The sequence below is a fragment of the Deltaproteobacteria bacterium genome, from assembly GCA_016208165.1.
Taxonomy (GTDB): domain Bacteria; phylum Desulfobacterota; class Desulfarculia; order JACQYL01; family JACQYL01; genus JACQYL01.
Genome location: JACQYL010000044.1, coordinates 1 through 18,288 on the forward strand (window position 1 = coordinate 1; position 18,288 = coordinate 18,288).

At 53.3% G+C, this 18,288-nt stretch carries 14 protein-coding genes and 2 pseudogenes; 7 read left to right on the plus strand and 9 right to left on the minus strand.

All coding sequences use genetic code 11. The features are described 5' to 3' along the window. The 5 genes and pseudogenes from HY788_09005 (at position 1) to HY788_09025 (ending at position 4,943) form a co-directional block, all read left to right on the plus strand. Positions 1–837: pseudogene (locus HY788_09005) on the plus strand (cation transporter). Between the two features lie 330 nt (positions 838–1,167). Next, positions 1,168–2,637, plus strand: a complete 1,470-nt coding sequence (locus HY788_09010) for a PAS domain S-box protein (protein ID MBI4774302.1) — start codon at positions 1,168–1,170, stop codon at positions 2,635–2,637. Continuing rightward, entirely contained in the window at positions 2,613–3,272 is a 660-nt protein-coding gene (locus tag HY788_09015) for a response regulator transcription factor (GenBank protein ID MBI4774303.1), read from the plus strand. The genes HY788_09010 and HY788_09015 overlap by 25 nt, the downstream gene beginning before the upstream one ends. 366 nt (positions 3,273–3,638) lie before the next feature. Next, positions 3,639–4,643, plus strand: a complete 1,005-nt coding sequence (locus tag HY788_09020; protein ID MBI4774304.1) for a HAMP domain-containing histidine kinase — start codon at positions 3,639–3,641, stop codon at positions 4,641–4,643. 27 nt (positions 4,644–4,670) lie between these two features. Then, entirely contained in the window at positions 4,671–4,943 is a 273-nt protein-coding gene (locus tag HY788_09025) for a hypothetical protein (protein MBI4774305.1), read from the plus strand. Positions 4,944–5,015: 72 nt separating this feature from the next. On the opposite strand, the gene HY788_09030 is transcribed toward HY788_09025, so the two are convergent. From HY788_09030 to HY788_09060, 7 genes are all read right to left on the minus strand, one after another. Continuing rightward, positions 5,016–6,374, minus strand: a complete 1,359-nt coding sequence (locus HY788_09030; protein ID MBI4774306.1) for a sigma-54-dependent Fis family transcriptional regulator — start codon at positions 6,372–6,374, stop codon at positions 5,016–5,018. A 70-nt stretch (positions 6,375–6,444) separates the two neighbouring features. Next, complete coding sequence (locus tag HY788_09035; GenBank protein MBI4774307.1) at positions 6,445–7,899, minus strand: HAMP domain-containing protein; 1,455 nt, start codon at positions 7,897–7,899, stop codon at positions 6,445–6,447. A 16-nt stretch (positions 7,900–7,915) separates the two neighbouring features. After that, the gene (locus tag HY788_09040) at positions 7,916–8,767 is read right to left on the minus strand and encodes a cytidylate kinase-like family protein (GenBank protein ID MBI4774308.1); all 852 of its coding nucleotides are present in this window, start codon (positions 8,765–8,767) and stop codon (positions 7,916–7,918) included. Between the two features lie 254 nt (positions 8,768–9,021). Then, positions 9,022–10,836: an SLC13 family permease gene (locus HY788_09045; GenBank protein MBI4774309.1), complete on the minus strand. Its 1,815-nt coding sequence runs from the start codon at positions 10,834–10,836 to the stop codon at positions 9,022–9,024. Between the two features lie 311 nt (positions 10,837–11,147). Next, the gene (locus HY788_09050; protein MBI4774310.1) at positions 11,148–11,666 is read right to left on the minus strand and encodes a hypothetical protein; all 519 of its coding nucleotides are present in this window, start codon (positions 11,664–11,666) and stop codon (positions 11,148–11,150) included. Between the two features lie 87 nt (positions 11,667–11,753). Further along, positions 11,754–12,260, minus strand: a complete 507-nt coding sequence (locus tag HY788_09055; GenBank protein ID MBI4774311.1) for a universal stress protein — start codon at positions 12,258–12,260, stop codon at positions 11,754–11,756. Between the two features lie 37 nt (positions 12,261–12,297). Continuing rightward, on the minus strand, positions 12,298–12,483 hold the full coding sequence (locus HY788_09060; protein MBI4774312.1) for a hypothetical protein: 186 nt from the start codon (positions 12,481–12,483) through the stop codon (positions 12,298–12,300). Positions 12,484–12,911: 428 nt separating this feature from the next. On the opposite strand from HY788_09060, the pseudogene HY788_09065 reads away from it, so the two are divergent. Beyond that, a pseudogene (locus HY788_09065) lies at positions 12,912–14,635 on the plus strand (response regulator). Between the two features lie 66 nt (positions 14,636–14,701). Here HY788_09065 and HY788_09070 read toward each other — a convergent pair. After that, complete coding sequence (locus HY788_09070; GenBank protein MBI4774313.1) at positions 14,702–15,769, minus strand: hypothetical protein; 1,068 nt, start codon at positions 15,767–15,769, stop codon at positions 14,702–14,704. A 375-nt stretch (positions 15,770–16,144) separates the two neighbouring features. Between HY788_09070 and HY788_09075 the strand changes: the two genes are divergently transcribed. Next, on the plus strand, positions 16,145–16,609 hold the full coding sequence (locus HY788_09075) for a MaoC family dehydratase (GenBank protein ID MBI4774314.1): 465 nt from the start codon (positions 16,145–16,147) through the stop codon (positions 16,607–16,609). Between the two features lie 558 nt (positions 16,610–17,167). Here the strand turns inward: HY788_09075 and HY788_09080 are convergent. Continuing rightward, positions 17,168–18,007, minus strand: coding sequence for an SDR family oxidoreductase (locus tag HY788_09080; protein MBI4774315.1), 840 nt, complete (start codon positions 18,005–18,007; stop codon positions 17,168–17,170). Between the last annotated feature and the right edge of the window lie 281 nt (positions 18,008–18,288).

Genomic DNA, 18,288 nt, shown 5'->3' on the forward strand with positions numbered 1-18,288 from the left:
CCGATTCGATCGCGCCGCTTGCGGACGCCGGTCACAACCTGAGCGACGTCCTCGGGCTATTGCTGGCCTGCGGCGCCAACCTTTTAAGCATGCGCACTCCGACCCACCGTAGCACCTATGGATGGAAAAGCTCGACCCTGCTCGCGGCCCTCGCCAATGCGATCGTTCTTCTGGTTGCGGTGGGAGGCATTGCGTGGGAGTCGATCCGACGATTCAGCCATCCTCAACTGGTCGAGGGGCATGTCGTTGTGGTGGTGGCCGCCATCGGAGTGGCCATCAATACGGCGACGGCCCTGCTGTTCGTAGCGGGCCGGGAAAGAGATCTGAACATACGCGGCGCGTTCCTTCATATGGCCGCGGACGCCGGAGTGTCTTTAGGAGTGGTTGTGGCGGGCATCGCGATCAGCTTCCTCGGGTGGTTATGGATCGACCCGGTAGTGGGCCTGACCATTGCGGCGATCATTCTTATCGGAACCTGGCGGCTGTTTCGGGAGTCTTTCGATCTGGTGCTGCACGCAGTGCCGCGTAGTGCCGCGTGAAATCGATGCGGAAGCCATTACCGGGTATCTTTCCAACCTTCCGGGCGTCGAATCGGTTCACGACGTACACGTGTGGGCCATGAGTACGACGGAGACCGCCATGACGGCGCACCTGATACGACCGGAGGCGGGAAACGACGACACTCTGTTGTCGCAGATACGTACGGAGCTGCATGACCGATTCGGCATCGAGCATGTGACGTTACAGATCGAGCGAAGCGATATCCATGCGGAGTGCGGATTGGAATGTTACCCACCAAAGAACCTCGCGCGAGTAGATATAGGGAATACCAAATAACCGCATCCCTCCTTGCGGCCTGCAACAACCCGGCTTTTTCAACGGGCTGATAAGGCCATGTTTTTCAGCCGGCCGGCCTCTTCCTCACGATCACGGTCGGAGCAAGAAAACGATCCGGAATTGAGAAAACGGACTCCGATGGGTCCCGAGATCCGCACCCACACCAAGGAAATTTGCCTTTATCGAGGGTGACCGTATACAATAGGTATAGGGTTCTCCCGATTCGCCCGTAGCATACAGTATGGGGGCCTGCTCTGCGTATGTACGGGTTTGCCCCTGCCGGCGGACCCATCACCCTTCGAAAAGTGTCCAGGCGAGTGGAAACCAACCATGCCGGAAGAGCTCGACATACGGGTATCCGAAGACTTCAAAAGGCTCGCCGACCAGCTCCAGGACGCCATTTATCACTATGACGTGGCTTCCCGCACGTTCATATTCATGAACAAGAGCAGCGGGAGGCTGTTGGATTATGACGATTCCGAGTTTGCCCGTGTGGTGACCCCGAAAACCATATTGCTTCACATCCATCCAGAGGATAGGGAGGCGGTTCGAAAAGCCTCGGCGGATTCGCTTAAACCCGGCTTCGAGAGGGGTGAGATCGAGTACCGTTTCCTCCATCCCGACGGGTCTGTCCGGTGGATGCACGATCGATGGGTGGTTTTGCGCGATGCTTCCGGCGCGGCTAAGGCCATCGAAGGGATCGTGCGGGACATTACCAGACTCAAAGAGACCGAAAAGGCGCTGTTGGAATACGAACGGCGGTTTCGGCGCATTGCGGAGATGTCTCCCTTCCCCATATCCGTCATCGACGACCAGGGGCGATACTTGTACGTCAACCGGAAGTTCATCGAGATTTTCGGTTACACGCTGGAGGACATCCCGACCGGAGGAGAGTGGTTTCGTCGCGCCTTTCCGGATGCGGAGTATCGCCGGCAAGCGCGGGCGGCCTGGATATCCGACATGAAGGCCGGCGCGCAGTGTGAGGTGGACCCTCGTGAATTTCGCGTGACGTGCAAGGATGGAACGGTCCGGTACGTAAGGTTTCGGCCCGTGGTGATCGAGGATGACACGCTGTTTATCATGTACGAGGATCTCACGGAGCGCAAACAAGCCGAGAAAGAGATCCGGCGTCTTTCCCGGGAGCTGATCAGCACCCAGGAGGTCGCGTGTAAACGGCTGGCCCAGGACCTGCACGACGAATGCGGTCAGGCTCTTACCGCTCTTCATTTAGGGATGGAAGCGTTGCGGGGTTCCCTCCCGCGCGAGTTCGAGAAGCAGAAGAAGCGGATTCAGGAGCTGACGGGGATCGTGGAGCGGCTGGGAGACACCATAAGGAACATTTCTCACGAGCTGCGGCCGGAGATGCTGGACGATCTGGGACTCGTACCGGCGCTGGCCTGGTATATAAAAGAGTTCATGCGGCGAGCGCCCGGACTCGATGTGGATTTTAAAGCGCTCGGTTTCAAGAAACGCCTGGACCCTGCGTTGGAGATCGCTTTGTATCGCATGGTTCAGGAAGGCCTCACCAACATCGCAAGGCACGCCGGGGCCCGGCATGCCGAGGTGATCCTCACCCTGAGTCACCCCAACGTCATCCTGACTGTGAAGGACGACGGCGTGGGATTGGGGGACGTGTCTTCGGCGAGCCACCGGGGCATCGGACTTTTGGGGATGCGGGAACGGGTGGCGTCGTTGGGCGGCTCCATCGAGATCCGATCCGGGAGAGGGAAAGGAACCGTGCTTCGCGCGGAGCTTCCCCTCGAGGCAAGACACATATGCGCAAGATACGCGTGCTCATAGCGGATGATCATTCCATTGTCCGGGAAGGGTTGCGCCAGCTCGTCAACAGCCAGCCGGATATGGAGGTCGTGGCGGAGGCGGAGGATGGCCGGGAGGCGCTGCGGTTGGCCAAATCCATTGGTCCCGACGTGGCGCTGATCGACATTGCCATGCCCCAGCTCTCGGGCATCGAGGTAGTTCGCCTGCTGAAAGAGACAACACCCGAGACCCGAGTGGTGGTTCTTTCCATGCACAAGAAAGAGGCCTACGTTCACGAAGTGCTCTCCTGCGGAGCGCTGGGCTACGTGCTCAAAGCCTCTCCGAGCAACGAGGTGGTTGACGCCATCCGGGCGGCGCACCGGTCGGAGTACTACCTGAGTTCCAAGATTCAAGCCGACGTAGTGGATACTTACCTGAGAATCGGAGAGCGACGGGTAGGTGAGCGGACGTACGACCTGCTGAGCGAACGCGAGCAACAGGTGTTCCGGCTGGTGGTGGAAGGCCATTCGAGCCGCGAGATCGGAGATTTGCTGTGTATCAGCCCGAAAACCGTGGAAAAACATCGCAGCAACATCATGAAGAAACTGGACCTGTACGACTTGCCCGGCATGGTCAAGTACGCCGTGAAGATCGGGCTCATCGATCCGGAGCTTTGAGGACAATCATTCATGGGGTATACGTTTGAAATCCCGCCGGAGGCGAGACCCTTTACCCTTTCAAAAACCCTTCAGGCCGGCGTCATCCTTCGGGAGACGCTCGCAAGATAACAGCCGTTTTGCGGAGGCGCGAGGCCTCTTTCCCCTCGGATTTGTTTAGGTGCGCCCCGGTCTTGATTCGTCATCCCGTCCACAATCGCTCCCATGAATTGAAGCGCGCGACCATCCGTCACTTCGAAGTAGGGATTTTCTCCGTTCAATACGGGAGTTCCCCCATAGACAGGACTCCGGTGTTCCGTCTATAGAAACGGTCCCATGAGCCAAAGAGCGAGTCATGCGTATGTTGAAAGCAGAGAGAAGGGATCGATGGAGGAGCGACAGGTGACCACGGGAATCGTGGCGCCGGAAGACGTATTGGACGCCGTGGCCCTTATGGCGCACGATATCCGGAGTCCTTTGGTCTCCATGGCGGCGATGGTGAAGCTAATCCTTCGCGGCGCGTACGGCGGAACGGATGGTCCTCTCGGAAACATACTTTCCGACCTTTATCGGAGGATCGGGAGACTCATCGGGATCACCGAGGATTGCATGGGCAAGGTGTCCGTGCTCAACGGCGCGGTGCATATCGAGTATACGGAGCTGGACTTGCGATATGATGTGGTCGAACCCGTGCTCGAGGAACTGGCGGCGGAGATCCGGGACTCCCATGTTTCCATGGACAGGCAAACCTGCATTACACCGTTCCACGGGATCTTCGTACGTGGAAACCGATTCTGGATGAAAGCGGTGTTACGGAATCTTCTGGTTAACGCCATAAAGTTCGGCGGAAAGGGTTGTACGATAGCGCTGGGGTGTCGGGTATGCGGGTCGCATGTTCGCTGCCATGTGTACAACAGCGGCAAGCCGATTCCGGACGAGCTCCGGGGCCGTCTGTTCACCGGATTCTGCAAGATCAGCCACAACGGCGGACACGCTTCCAACGGCATCGGGTTGGGGCTGCACCTGACCTACAAGGTGCTCAGGCAGCACGGCGGGGATATCCGGTACGAGCCGGAACCGGGAGGCTCCAACTTTGTATTCACCTTGCCCGTGACGATAAAGCCGCAGGGCGGTGTTCCACGATCGGAAAGCGCGCAGGTGGACGTGCGTCGAATATTCCGGATTTCAAAACAGGAGGTCCATATGAACATGAGAGAGCTGAAGGTGAAGGCCAAGGCCCTGGGAATCCAGGCAAAGAACCCAAAGAAGGTGGATTTGATCCGACTGATTCAGCGCGCGGAAGGCAATTTCGATTGTTTCGGCAGAGCCGAAGAATACTGCGACCAGCTGGATTGCTGTTTCCGAAGCGACTGTTTGATCGACCACGGATGAACCCTATGAACGTCGGAGAAAAGGCTCGTGGCTTCCAACTTCAAAATTCTTGTGCATCGCAACAGCGATAGCTTACATCTAAAACTGATCGGTGACTTTGACGGCACCTCGGCCCACGAAGTGCTCAACGCTTTAGACAAGAACGCTCATGGAGTACGAAAGGTGTACATCCATACGTCCTGCCTCAAGGAGGTGTCCCCTTTTGGGCGCGATGTGTTTCGCAGCCGTATATCCGCCGCCAACGGCGGACTGAAGAACATCCAATTTACGGGAGAGGCGGCCGAAGAACTGTGTCCGTGAAAATCAGGGGACGCGTGTGATGCCGAATTGGGGATGAAATAGCGTGCATCTCCGGCAAAGGGAGGCTTGTTTCTATTCTTCCAATCCGTATCTTTTCATCTTGCGCCAGAGGGAGACGCGGTCGATTCCCATGATCTTGGCGGCCCGGGTTTTGTTCCCTTCGCACTTCTTCAATACCCATTGGATATAGTTTTTCTCCTGCTCCTCCAAGGTGGGGGTGCTGGAAGCGGCGTGACGGTAGGTTTCTATGGATAGATTTCGGATATAATCCGGAAGGTCGGCGACGATAATCGAGGGGCCGTTCTCCAGGGCGACGGCCCTTTCGATGACGTTTTCCAGTTCTCTGACATTTCCAGGCCAGCCGTACCGGCACAACAAGTCCATGGCCTCCCGTTCGATTCCCCGGATGTCTTTTTTCATGGCCTCGCTTTTTTGAGTCAGGAAATGATTGGCCAACAGCGGGATATCTCCGTCGCGGTCCGTCAAAGGGGGGAGAAGAATGGTAATCACATTGAGACGGTAAAAAAGATCCTGACGAAAATATCCGTTTTTCACATCCTCCTTGAGATCACGATGAGTTGCAGCGATAAAACGTACGTCCACGGGTATCGGATCCACACCTCCAACGCGGAGGAACGTTTTTTCCTGGATCACTCTCAATAATTTAACCTGCATGGTCAGAGGCATGTCGCCGACTTCGTCCAGGAATACGGTTCCTCCATCCGCTGCTTCCACCAGTCCTGCCTTTTCCGTGGTGGCCCCGGTAAACGCTCCTTTTTCATGACCGAAGAGTTCGTTCGCCATCAAATCCTCGGTGAAGGATCCACAGTTGAATGCCACGAATCTCTTATTCGAACGGGGGCTCAGGTGATGTATGGCTTTTGCCACCATCTCCTTTCCCGTGCCACTCTCACCTAAAATGAGGACATTGATGTCTGAAGGGGCGACCTGCTGGATGGTTTTTTGAACGGCGATCATTTGCGTACTTCTTCCGACGATAGACGGGATGGGCCGGATCTTTTTCAAGGACTCCTTCAGTTCGATGTTTTCCAGCAGAAGCCCGCGCTTGGTCAGCGCTTCTTTGACGGTCTTCCGGACCTCATCGATCTTATACGGTTTCGCAATATAGTGATATGCTCCCTCCTTCATGGCCTGCACCGCTGAATTAACGGTCGCGTATCCCGTGATCATGATCACTTCCGTATGGGGCTGCAGTTCCCGGCTTTTCTCCAAAACCTGCATGCCGTCCACTTTCTCCATCTTGAGATCGGTAATGACAAGATCGAATGTCCTGGTATTCAACAGATCGAGCGCCTTCTTGCCGTTGTCGACAGAAATGACGTCATATCCCTCCTTTCTGAGGACATGTTCCAGGTTCTTGCGGGCTACATCTTCATCTTCCACAACGAGTATCGTGGGTTCGGTATTCACAAAAGAGATTCCTTTAGAGGAGGAGATTCTCCGTCATTCCCCGGAAGGTGCGTGGATCGGCGGATCCTTTTCAATCTTCATCCGTTTCGCTGCTCTCCAGGATGTCGTGGTCGGTCGGCAAGAAGACGGTAAATGTGGTGCCTCTATCGATTTCACTTTCAACTTCGATTCGGCCTCCATGTTGTCCAACAATAGAATGGCTGATCGAGAGGCCTAATCCGGTGCCTTTGCCTACTTCTTTGGTGGTGAAGAACGGATCGAAAATCTTTGAGAGATTTTCAGCCTGTATCCCGCTACCGGTGTCACTGACCTGGAAATAGAATTCCGCTTTGTCTTTTCCCTTGGCAGCCCGGATGCTGAGGATCCCTCCATGTTCCATGGCCTGGATCCCATTGAGTATCAGATTGACCAACACCTGTTGAATGCGGCGAGGATCCAAGTTTACCCGAATATCTTCCGGTACATCAACCCTGAGTTCCACGTTGGCCGGCACTTCTCCCTTGATCAGTTTCAGGGTGCTGTCCACCAAGATCTTGAAACGAAGCTGCTTGAGGTGAAAAGATCTTTCCCTGGAAAATTCGAGAAGGGCTTTCACTATATCTCTCGTTCTCTCCACCTGTTTCTCTGTTTCAATCAGCAGTTCCCGCTTGTATTCCAGGTTATCTTCTTCCAATTCTTCGAGCAGAATCTGAACGGAGGTGGAAATATTGTTCAGCGGGTTGTTCAATTCATGGGCCACGCCCGAGGTCAGGGTTCCCAAGGAGGCCAATTTTTTCGTCTGTACGAGCTGTTCGCTTCGCCTGTTCAGTTCATTGATCATGTTGTTCAAACTGTTTACCAAGGATTCAAATTCGTCTCCGGTGGATATTGGAGGCATGTTTGTGTAGTCACCCACCGCGATTTTGTGAATGGCGTCCTCAATGGTCTTTAGGGGTCGATTGACACTAAAGACAAAGAAGAGAACCGCAAAGATGGATAGAACAAAGACCCCCAACAAGGTCAGAAATTGATAGATTCTGGACTCCCCGAAGAGGCGGTTTACATACCGTCGTTCCTGGGAGAGGATCGCCTCCATATCCTCCGTAATCTTCTTGCCGAGCGCCCGGATGATGTGCTGGTGTCGTGAATAGTCCTCGATCAGATTCTGCTCGACCTCCGGAGATCCTCTTTCCTGATGAAGTTCGAGCAGAGAAGATAAGGCGTTTTCATATTTCCGGAGGTCGTCCAAATTTTCCTGGAGATTCGTGGCCAGTGTGAAGCGGCCGTAATCCCCAATGATCCCGTTTAGTTTTTGCTCCGACTTGCGCGCGTAGGACAAGGCGTCTTGCAGGTTTTCGGGGCCCAGATATAAGAAGTAATTCTTCTCGTACCTGCGGGCCTCGAGGATGGTATTGAACAGGTTGTCTTTCTTCTCCAGGATCTGGAGCTTCTGATTCAATACGAGATGCTTGTAGTAGGCCAAAGACCATATGAATCCGCTCAGGATAAGGAACGTTGAAATGGCGATGATGATCTTTCTTCTCATTTCCCGCCTTGAACTCTCAAGAATAATAGGGAAGGTCGATATCGAAGACGACGTCTTTAACGCCGGGGATTCCTCTTACGGCTTGCAGGATATCCTTAGTCAGATCCCCTCTTATCTTTTCCATCACCTGGTCTTGGAGCTTTGGGCTGGTGAAGCCTGTTTTCCTGAGTTTCTGGCCTTTGACATGGATGGCGACCTTGCCGTCGTCGGCGCTCACTTCCGCTTCACAGATTTCCTGAAGAGCGGCTTTGACGAAGCTGCTCAGGGCCAGATCACGGATGGCCTTTTCCGATTCCGGGGTTGCTTTGAAGGTGTCGCGCCTTGCGGCGGCGCAGATGACTTCGCAAGCGTCCTCCACGTTCAGTCTTCCTATGTTCAGGACCAAATCGTACAGGTGAGGATCGGTCATATCCGCCTTACACACATACTGGTTCCAGTCGCTCCGATGCTTGTCTTCCGTTTCGATGAACTTCAGAGCCTGATCTCTCGAAATATTCCGCTTTTTTTGAAGGAGCGCTATTCGATCCTCCAATTCGGCAATCACACGAACCTTCAAGACGTGTGAGATGCCCGGGACGAGCATATGGCCCCCGTAACCGTGATAGACCACATTGTCTTCTTTCACGTGTTCTAACAAAGCTGCTTGGATGCAGGCCAGAAATTTCTCCCGCGCATGGGTAATTTTTTCCAACATGGATGGGGAGTCGTGAATGGATTTCAGCAGTTTCTCCTCGGGAACATGGAAGAAACGGGAAGCTTCGACAAGAACTTCTTGACTGATGCATTCGTAACCCAGCATCTTGGCCAGTTCTTCCGCTATTTCCTGACCGTGACTGTAGCATCCTCTTGAAATCGTTATAATCGCCACAAGCACCTCCTGGTGTCGGGATGAGGGGGATTGAGTTCTTGTCCTCAACCCTTCCTTCATCGTGAACTCTACTCGATAATCGTTCTCCCGGATGTATCGGACACGGAGTGGAGAACGCAGAATGGTTGAACATATCTTTCACCGACGCCTCATGCCGGTTTTCCCCTCCTGCTCATGCCCAAGGACGGACGACATGACCGGTTTGGGAGACATGAGGGAGGGGTAAGCTTAAAGTCACCCGGCGCCGGTGGTCGTTATTGAATCCCGTAGAAAAAGTACAGGACGCTGAGTTCCACTGTCAGAAAGATCACCGTCATAACGAAGCCGGCTTTTGCATAATCCACGGTCCGATACCCTCCGGGCCTCATGACCAGGGCGTTGACCTGATGAGTAGGCAGAACGAAGGTGTTGGAAGCGGACAGCCCGACGACCAGGGCGGCCATACGGGGATCTCCTCCGGCCATGACCGTCATGTTCATACAGAGGGGAACCAGCAGGACCGTCGCTCCCACATTGGAAATCACCAAAGTGAAAAAGGACGTCATAATGCCCACAACGGCGAGAAGCACGATGGGCGTGGGATGACCGATCAACTCCAGGACATTATGAGCGATGAAAGCCGCCGTACCTGATTTCTCAAAGGCGATTCCAAGAGGTATCAGTCCGGCCAGCAAAAAGACGGTCATCCAGTCCACGGAGCGGTAGGCTTCGTCAATGGAAAGGACGCCCGTGATAATCATTCCCAATGCCCCGGACATGAGGGCGACGGAAAGCTGAACCTTAAAGAAGATAATCTGAAACAGGGCTATCGCGAACCAGGCTACGGCCAGCTTGGCTTTATGGGGCCGCATAATTTCGCCCTCGAGAGGAGTGGCAAAGGTGAGCGCTCTCGGCTGCGGGCGGTTCTTCAAAATGTGGAACCTCTCCCAAGGACCTTGCAGCAACAGGGTGTCACCCATCTGGAGTCGAATCCTGGTCAGTCCGCTGTAAAAGATCTTGCGACCCTTGGACAAGGCGACGGGGTTGACCCCATAGAGATCTTTGAAATGAATTTCGCTCATCGATTTTCCAACGAGTTCGGAGCGGGGAGAAACGACGGTTTCCGCCATTCCGGCATTGGTTCTGGAAAGGGCTTCGGCAAAAACCTCCAGACTTTCCTTGACCTGCCATCCGTATTCCTTGGCAAGTCTTCTGATATTCTCTTCTCTTCCAACCACGGCAAGATCGTCGCCGGCGGAGATTCTGTTGTGGCTTCGCGGGACAAGGCTCTTTTCTCTTTTTGAAGAAAAGCTGATGGCGACAACAGTGACCAAAAACTTGGTCCGGATATTCAGCTCTTCCAACGTCTTTGCATCTTTGAAGTCTTTTGGAACGTGCAGTTCAAAAAGGGTCCCCAGCGCCCGATACTCTTCCATGAGGGAAGCCGTGACTCCTTTATCCGCTTCACCGCCCGCAGCGGGTAAAACAAATTTCCCAAAAAACGTGAAATAGAAAATTGCACTTGCCAGAAGGCATATACCAATCGGCGTTTGGGTAAACAGGGAGAAGGGTTCCAGTTTTTCTCCGCCCAGGACCATGAGGTCGTTCAACAGAATGGTAGGACTGGATCCCACCAGGGTAATGGTCCCTCCGATGATTGCACAGAAGCCCATAGGCATAAGAATTCGGGATACGGGAGTCTCCAATCTTTTTGCAATACGCTGGGACACAGGCAGGAAGAGGGCGGCTGCGCCTATATTTTGCATCATGCTGGAGATCAATCCCACGGCTCCGGAGATCAAGGCGATAATCCGTTTCTCACTGCGACCCGCCAGTTTTATAATAGGTCCGGCCACCTGGTTCATAACGCCCGTCTTGTCCAGCCCCGCTCCGATAATAATGACGGCAATGATGGAAACGACCGCATTACTGCTCAGACCGACAAACGCCTCTTTGGGTGAGATGAGGCCGATGAGAGGGAGCAACACCATCATGATGATTCCCACAACGTCTACTCTGACCCATTCGAATATAAAGAGAACAATAGCAAAAGCAAGAACAAGCATCGTCAATATCATTTGAGATGTCATTTAGAATACTCCTTTCCGTTCAGCAGCAACTTCAGATCTCTTTTGATGACATTCGACTAGTCTGCTCTGTCATTCTCTTCATTTCGAAACCAGAAACACAAAAAAAACGCAACGACGATCAGCGCCAAAGAATATATAAAGTGTGCATTCATTTTGTTCTCCTCAACATACTATCATGAAAGGGTATCATAAATACGGGAGAATTCCCCACGGTCTATCTGCAGGGCCGTAGGGACTTCATCCGTCAAAATCCATGAACTTAGAAGGTTCAACAGTGACCGTGTACGGGTGAATTAGTAAAGGGAACGGACCTACATCATTGAATAGACATAGATTTCATGTCTAGGCCGTTCGCCTTGCTCCTCCCTGTTGGCCACCCGATCTTCCTCGGATTCGGAAACCACGAACTCGATATCTCGAAACTTCCGCGTGATTGCCTCGATGGCTTCATCCGGTTCACAAAATTCGACTACATGGGAAAAAGGGATCCCCATCTTTTCGGCCTCTAGCCGAAATGCCCTGACATTCTCTTCCGAGAGAGTTCGGAATTCCTCGCAGAGCTTGCTTCTTGAAGATGAAAATAGTTGAAAAGTCTGAGACGAAAGCGGAGCCGTGTTCAGGGCCAATATCTGATACGACATTCTTTGGGCCATCTCCAAAGCGTAGTCGACGATCTCTTTCGAAAAACTGCTTTCTCTTCCGACAACGATCAGCTTTGGAGGTGTTACGTCACGACTATTCTCTTTGGCGATCAGCCCTATAGCCTGCTCTTGCTGACCCGCCTCCGCCATTGTAAGCGCCTCGTGGTAACGGTCCGACTTTTCGGTCATATTTCTTAACCTACTGGTTATCTTCCCAAACAGCCCCATCATCTCTTGACGCCTCCTGTTAAATTTCTTGAATGAACATACCGGTGATCAACCCCTCATCATCACAAGGGGAGTGGGTATGTGGTCTTTGATTTCTCTTAACAGCCGTTTCTTGCTACTCCCCAGAGAGCGGTCGTTTTCCTCCTCCTTGGGAAGGTCATAGATCGTGAGTACGACATCCCGATGCTCCTTGGTGTAATTCAGGACTTCTTCATCGGGGTGTCCCGACTTCATGGTCAAATGACAAGGAACTCCGGCCCTTTCCGACTCCGGCAGCAGGGAGCGGAAGCTTTCCAGTGCCTGGGCTTCAATTTCTTTAGCCAGTTCATGTTCACCGGCCTCAGCAAAGGCGGCCGCCGTCATGGTTCTTTCAATGTATCCCTTGGCATGGTGGGATCCTTGCCGGACCCTTTTCAGATATTCGCGATACTGTTTCGGCCTGATGATTTGTAGGATGTCCAGCTCCGCTCGTATGCGTTCGCAGAGTTCCACCGCATAGCTGAAGACTTTCTTGCTGGGGGCGATCCCGCCGATGGCCAGGAGGACTTTTTTCATTCTTGGATTTCCTTTGTTTCGAACTGATGCAGCATTCTCATGCCCTCATCACGGGTCTATTATCTTCCCTTTTGCAAACCCTGCCGTGGACCCGCTTGCGAATCTCCTTACCGGGTGTTTCATTCATGATTTCCAAGGCCGTATTGCGCTCGCCGGCTTCGGCGAAGGTGACGGCCACCATCCATTGATCCAGTTTGAGCATTTTGTCTCTGATTTTGGACATCTTCGATTGCCTCCTTTGCCGGTATTTGCCTTTACAACAGAGCAAGTCGCATGCCGAAACGCCAAAATATCATTTATAGTGTTGATATTATTAGAATAATGTCGCAAGGAGCGGCTGTGAGGCGGCAGGGGTTAGCCGTTACAATATGCAATAGATTGGGATGGTTTTGGCTAATTGTTAGTAATTTTGATAAGTTATAGACTATTACAGAAACACCTGAGGTGTTGCCGATTGTAACGGAAATCCGGTGGGAGCAGGAACCGATGAGGAGGCCGGCAAGATATCTAATGCGTTGAGATTCATTTCCAAGGACGATATAGTTCCGTAGAGCCTGGAAGGAGTTCCCTGTGCAGATATTCAAAAAAGGCGAGAAGCTCGAGACGCTGACCGAGATAGAAGAACTGAAGCAGACGATACAGCGCGCCCACATGCCCGAATACGTGGAGAAGGCCGTGCTGACCGAGGTTGGTAGAATATCCAAGATGGGTCCTTCCTCGGCTGAGTACACCATCGGGATGAACTACATCGACTATCTTGTCAGCCTTCCCTGGAACAGGGTGACGGAAGACGTGTTGGATCTGAAGACCGCCGAGTCCATCCTCGATGAAGAGCACTACGGCCTGTCCGAAATCAAGGACCGGATCCTGGAATATCTGGCCGTCCGAATCCTGAAAGCCTCCCGCAAGTACAGGATGTTGGTAGTGGATGACGAGAAGATGACGAGGATGAATCTGGAGCACGTGCTTAGAAAGGAAGGCTATCTCGTTTCCACGGCGGCCGACGGGACCGAAGCGTTCGAGCTTCTGGAGAAGAACAGCTTTGATATCATCCTAACCGATCTGAAGATGGAGAAGATCGACGGCATGGGGGTCCTGGAGAGAGCCAAAGCCCTCAACCCGGACACGGAAGTCATTATCATCACGGGTTATGCCACCGTTCCCACGGCCGTCGAGGCCATGAAGAAGGGGTCCTACCATTTCCTCGCCAAGCCCCTCAAATTGGATGAGATCCGGTCCGCCGTCCGAAACGCTCTGTCGAAGAAGAAGGTTCAATTAACTTCAAAAGGGCCGATTCTGTGTTTTGTCGGTCCCCCTGGAACCGGGAAAACGTCCTTGGGCATGTCCATTGCCCGGAGTCTCCAGCGCAAATTTATTCGCATCTCGTTGGCCGGCATGAAAGACGAAGCGGAGATCAGAGGACATCGCCGCAGTTATGTGGGCGCCTTGCCCGGACGCATCATCCAGGAAATCAGGCGGATCGAAACCAGGAATCCGGTCTTTATGCTGGATGAACTGGATAAGATCGGACAGGACTTTAAAGGCGATCTGGCCGCCGCCCTGCTGGAGCGATGGACGAGGCCGGGCTTTCAGAACGCTCGGTGCGGTTCACTCCGGACGCCGTTCACAAAATCATCCGGGAGCACACGAGAGAGGCGGGTCTTCGGAACCTCCAAAGGGAGATCGCGTCCGTCTGCCGCAAAATTGCCCTGGACATTCTAAGCCGGGGCGAGAAAGAGGAAGCCGCACTGGTTACTCCGGAACTCGTAGAGACGCTGCTTGGTCACAGGAAATTCTATTTTGAGGTGGCGGAGGCCAAGGAAAGAATCGGCGTTGCAACGGGGTTGGCCTGGACGGAGACGGGCGGGGAGATCCTGTTTGTCGAAGCCACCAAGATGAAAGGGAAAAACCGGCTCATCTTGACGGGCTCACTTGGTGACGTGATGAAGGAGTCCGCGCAGGCGGCGGTCAGTTACATTCGTAGTCATACGGATTTATTTAATATTTCAGAAGATTTTTTTGAAAACCATGACATACACATCCACGTTCCCGCCGGCGCCATACCGAAGGACGGCCCTTCGGCGGGCGTGACCATCGCCATCTCCCTCATCTCGCTGTTGACCGATCGTCCGAGCAGAAGAGATACGGCGTTGACCGGTGAGTTGACGCTGACGGGCAGGATACTTCCCGTGGGGGGAGTGAAAGAAAAACTGCTGGCCGCCCATCGAGCCGGCGTGAAATCGGTAGTTTTCCCCGCCAAGAACGGGGCGGATCTGAGAGAAATACCGGATGATATCAAGAATGAGTTGAACATCATCACCGCGGACGAACTGGGAAAAGTCGTCGACCTGGTGCTCATTCCGAAACGCGCGTGAGGTCTTCCCTTCAGAGGCCCGTGTCGTTGGCGGAGCGGGTGAATCGCTCGAAAAAGATCGGACTTCTTACACTGAAGACTCGGTCGATTGGTTTCGTTTCGAAAGCAGCTGTTTCAGCTCGGTCATGTATTTTGCATTGGATGAACCTTCGATCGCCTTCTCAGCTATCTCTTGGACCTTTTGGTAAGCCGTTTCCAGTTGTTTCGATAATTGAGCTATCCGATCCGCTTGATCCTTGGCCGTTTGTTCAAGGGATTGCGTTTTGGCGGTCAGGACGTTCTTTTCTCCGTCGAACTGGCTTCTAAGCAACCCTTCCTTATAGGCCGCATCCTTTGTGAGTTGCTGTTCGAGCTGCTTCGTCGCTTTTGCTACGGCCGCTTCAAGCTCTTTGGGGAAATTCTCGACCTTTTTCTGTAGGTTACCGAGTTCTTGTTCCTTTTGTGAAACAGCCTGTTCCCTTTGCGTCAGATCTTTTTCGGCGATCTCGATCTTCTCGGCTAATTCTTTCTCTCGTTTGGCCTTTTCATCCTGGAATGTGTCGAGGGCCTGCTTCTTGTCACGTTCGAAGTGATAAGTATAGTCCTCTTTTTCCTGCTTGCGTTCCCTGGCCTCGGCAGCCAGCATTTCCTTGGTCTGCTGTTCGTGGCTTTTCTTTTCTTTGTCCCAGGCGGCCCGTACGGAGGCTATCTCTTGTTCCAGGGTTGCACGGCGTTCAGCCATCTGCGTTTCAAAATCGACCTGCTTTTTGGTTTGGGCCTCGATCAAGGCGGCCAGCGAGGACGCGGCTTTCTCTATTTCGTAAATTTCCTGCAGCTCGGCGGACCTGACCTCAACAGCCTCTTTAACCTTTTGATAGTTGGAAACCTCGGTTTCGAGCTTGTCGGATAGTTCCGTCAGCATTTTGCCAATGCCGAGTTTCAGCGCTGAAACCTTGGATCCGATATCCTCCGCCGCCACATCCTCAGCGGTGCCGACGGCTTCCTTCTTTCTCTTCTCTTCCTTGACCTTTTCGGGCCTCAGTTCGGTTTGCTCCTTCTCCTCCAATTGCTTCAGCACCTCGTCATAGGCGGCGATCATTTCCTTCTTGGTGCTGCCCATCGATATTTTCGGCTCATCCGATTTTTTGACTGACATGATTCCGATCTCCAAAGGTGGGGTTTCGCGGCTTACGATAGCCGAGGTGAACATAGCCTATGCGACGGAGGATATCACCGAGAGGGTGGCAACTGCAAGACGGTTGTAAACCTTATATCATCAGTGAATTCCTTTTCCTCAACGTTGTCCGCTCGATCTTTTTCTGATTGCACGCGTCGCGTTCACTTCGCGCAGACCGGAGAGTGGTTCGAGAAGATCCCCCTGATCCTTATCTTCCTGGAAAATCGCCCGCCTTTCGATTCCTCGGATGACGTTGCGATGCAGGCTGCCGGGGGCGTCAATGCGACGTTGCCTAGAATTGCGTCTTTGTTCCTCGTTTGGTTTTTTCGCTTGCTTGCCAACAAGACCAACCCCATGCGCCGGCGAGCCATAGAAGGTTTGAAAGAGGGTGAATCGTTTTCTTACACGCGCACGTTCACCGAGGAGGAGAATCTGGATTTCGGGCGCCTGACCAGAGACTATAACCCGGTGCATTATGATCTTCGTTGGGCCGAGGCCACAGGATTCAGAGGCCTTATCTGCCACGGCCTGATCGTAGGTTCCATGATCTGCGAGTTTGGCGGCCAAGCGGGGATGTTGGCCACGAAAATGGATTTCAGGTTCATGAGGCCGGTCTACTTCGGCGATACCATTACCTGCACCATCACCCTCACCAAGCTACAGGAAGGAGGAAAGGCGGAGGCTGAAGCCGTTTTCACCAATGGGACCGGAGAACAGGTTTGCCGGGCGTTCTTGAGCGGTCGTCTACCGCGCGAACTCGAACGCGAACTGCTCAACCAAATGGTCGAGGAAGGGGACCCGGACAATCGGCTCAAGTGAGCCGAATTGCACAGAGCCTGGCCCGGAGTGAGGGCCGTGTTCGTCGCACCCGGCCGGCTTTCGTTGACGCAGTCGGATTTGCGATTGCAGTACTTGCATTTGATGTTGCATTGGATCGCCACCGGAAGGTGAAGCCTTCCATAGGGCGCATCCGCGTTGAAACAGGGTTGATGTTTCTTCACTCTGGATTGGATGTTGCGATATCGTTGGCCCGATCCCCTTTGGGTAACAAATATGGGGATTTATTCCTGACCTTCTTCGGCATCTCCCCGCTGAGCTGGGTTTCGATAAAAAGATACTCGATGTCAGGGGCGATTTGAGAGCATCATGCGTGTGTCACTCGCGGAAGGTTATGCATCTCTGCAGTACAGATTGTACGCCCATATGCGTCCAACTCAAGCAAGTCTCCCGTTCGGAACGGGGGCGGTTGGGGCCGGATGGTCCGGCCGGAGAAAGCCGTGAAGCCGGCCGAGACCATTCCAGCCCCCGATGATTCATGAAGGCCGTGAAAATGAAGGAAAAACCGTACAAAGTGAATGAATTTTCTCAGGCCGCCGGTTAAATCGTAATTCCACCGCCGTCGACCGCAATGCTCTGGCCGTTTATATAGTCGGACTCGGGCAGACAGAGGAGAAGGGTCGCGTTGGCGATTTCCTCAACGGTCCCTAATCTTCCGGCCGGCGTCCATCCATACAACAGTTTTGTGAACTCCTCTTTCGTAATTCCCAACAGTCTCGGGTACTCCTGCATGGCGCCGCCCTCGAGTTGAAGCAGATGAGTATCGCACCACCCCGGACAGATGGCATTAACGTTGATCTTATACTGTATAAGCTCAGCGGCCATGGTCCTGGTGATGCCGATGGCTCCGTGTTTGGCCGTCGTGTACCCGCCGGCAAAAATTGAATACGTTTTCCCCAATATGGAGGCCATGTTGACTATTTTTCCACCCCAACCCTGTTTTATCATTACCTTAGCTACAGCCTTGGAGCAAAGCCATACGCCTTTGGTCATTACACGCCAGGACAGATCAAAGAGAGACTCGTCCAGTTCGTGCATGGGGCCGATCCCCACGGCAACCCCTGCGTTATTGATCAGTATGTCTATGCGTCCGAACTCGTCGAGGGTCTTCTTGACCATTTTATCCACGGATCGCGCATCACCCACATCCGCATTGACAAATATGGCGCGACGGCCCAGGTTTTTCATTTCCTCAACAACTTGGTTGGCCTCTTCTGCTTTTGCATAATCGTAATCGGACCCCAAGAAATCGTTGACAACGATATCCGCACCTTGTAGAGCCAGCTTTTTGCAGATTTCAGCGCCAAAGCCTCTCAGGCGCCCCTTCGTTCCTCCCCGTCCCGCTCCCGTGACAAGCGCCACTTTTCCTTGCAGTTTCATTGCAGAAACCTCCTTTAGGTTTTTGCCGAACGTTAAGCTCCATGAATCCGGCTTCCAAAGCTGAAACGAATTCGCTCTTGTCGGCTCGGAGCCATGGAGACGGTTCGGTCGGGTCAACGTCCGTCGGTGACCCTTTTCTTGCGGAACCTAGTCCGAAACGTAATCAAACACGACACCGCATTCCCAATGAATGGGCATCAGCATCTTGGGATCGTGGCCGTCCTTGCATACAAGCCGCAGGGGGTCCTTGGGATCCGGAACCAGGTAGCCGCGGTGAGTGA

Excerpts from the sequence above, each read along its gene's own strand:
- HY788_09010 (MBI4774302.1), top strand. The coding sequence starts at position 1,168 with ATGCCGGAAGAGCTCGACATACGGGTATCCGAAGACTTCAAAAGGCTC.
- HY788_09015 (MBI4774303.1), top strand. The coding sequence starts at position 2,613 with ATGCGCAAGATACGCGTGCTCATAGCGGATGATCATTCCATTGTCCGG.
- HY788_09020 (MBI4774304.1), top strand. The coding sequence starts at position 3,639 with ATGGAGGAGCGACAGGTGACCACGGGAATCGTGGCGCCGGAAGACGTA.
- HY788_09035 (MBI4774307.1), bottom strand. The coding sequence starts at position 7,899 with ATGAGAAGAAAGATCATCATCGCCATTTCAACGTTCCTTATCCTGAGC.
- HY788_09045 (MBI4774309.1), bottom strand. The coding sequence starts at position 10,836 with ATGACATCTCAAATGATATTGACGATGCTTGTTCTTGCTTTTGCTATT.
- HY788_09050 (MBI4774310.1), bottom strand. The coding sequence starts at position 11,666 with ATGACCGAAAAGTCGGACCGTTACCACGAGGCGCTTACAATGGCGGAG.
- HY788_09055 (MBI4774311.1), bottom strand. The coding sequence starts at position 12,260 with ATGAAAAAAGTCCTCCTGGCCATCGGCGGGATCGCCCCCAGCAAGAAA.
- HY788_09060 (MBI4774312.1), bottom strand. The coding sequence starts at position 12,483 with ATGTCCAAAATCAGAGACAAAATGCTCAAACTGGATCAATGGATGGTG.
- HY788_09070 (MBI4774313.1), bottom strand. The coding sequence starts at position 15,769 with ATGTCAGTCAAAAAATCGGATGAGCCGAAAATATCGATGGGCAGCACC.
- HY788_09075 (MBI4774314.1), top strand. The coding sequence starts at position 16,145 with ATGCGCCGGCGAGCCATAGAAGGTTTGAAAGAGGGTGAATCGTTTTCT.
- HY788_09080 (MBI4774315.1), bottom strand. The coding sequence starts at position 18,007 with ATGAAACTGCAAGGAAAAGTGGCGCTTGTCACGGGAGCGGGACGGGGA.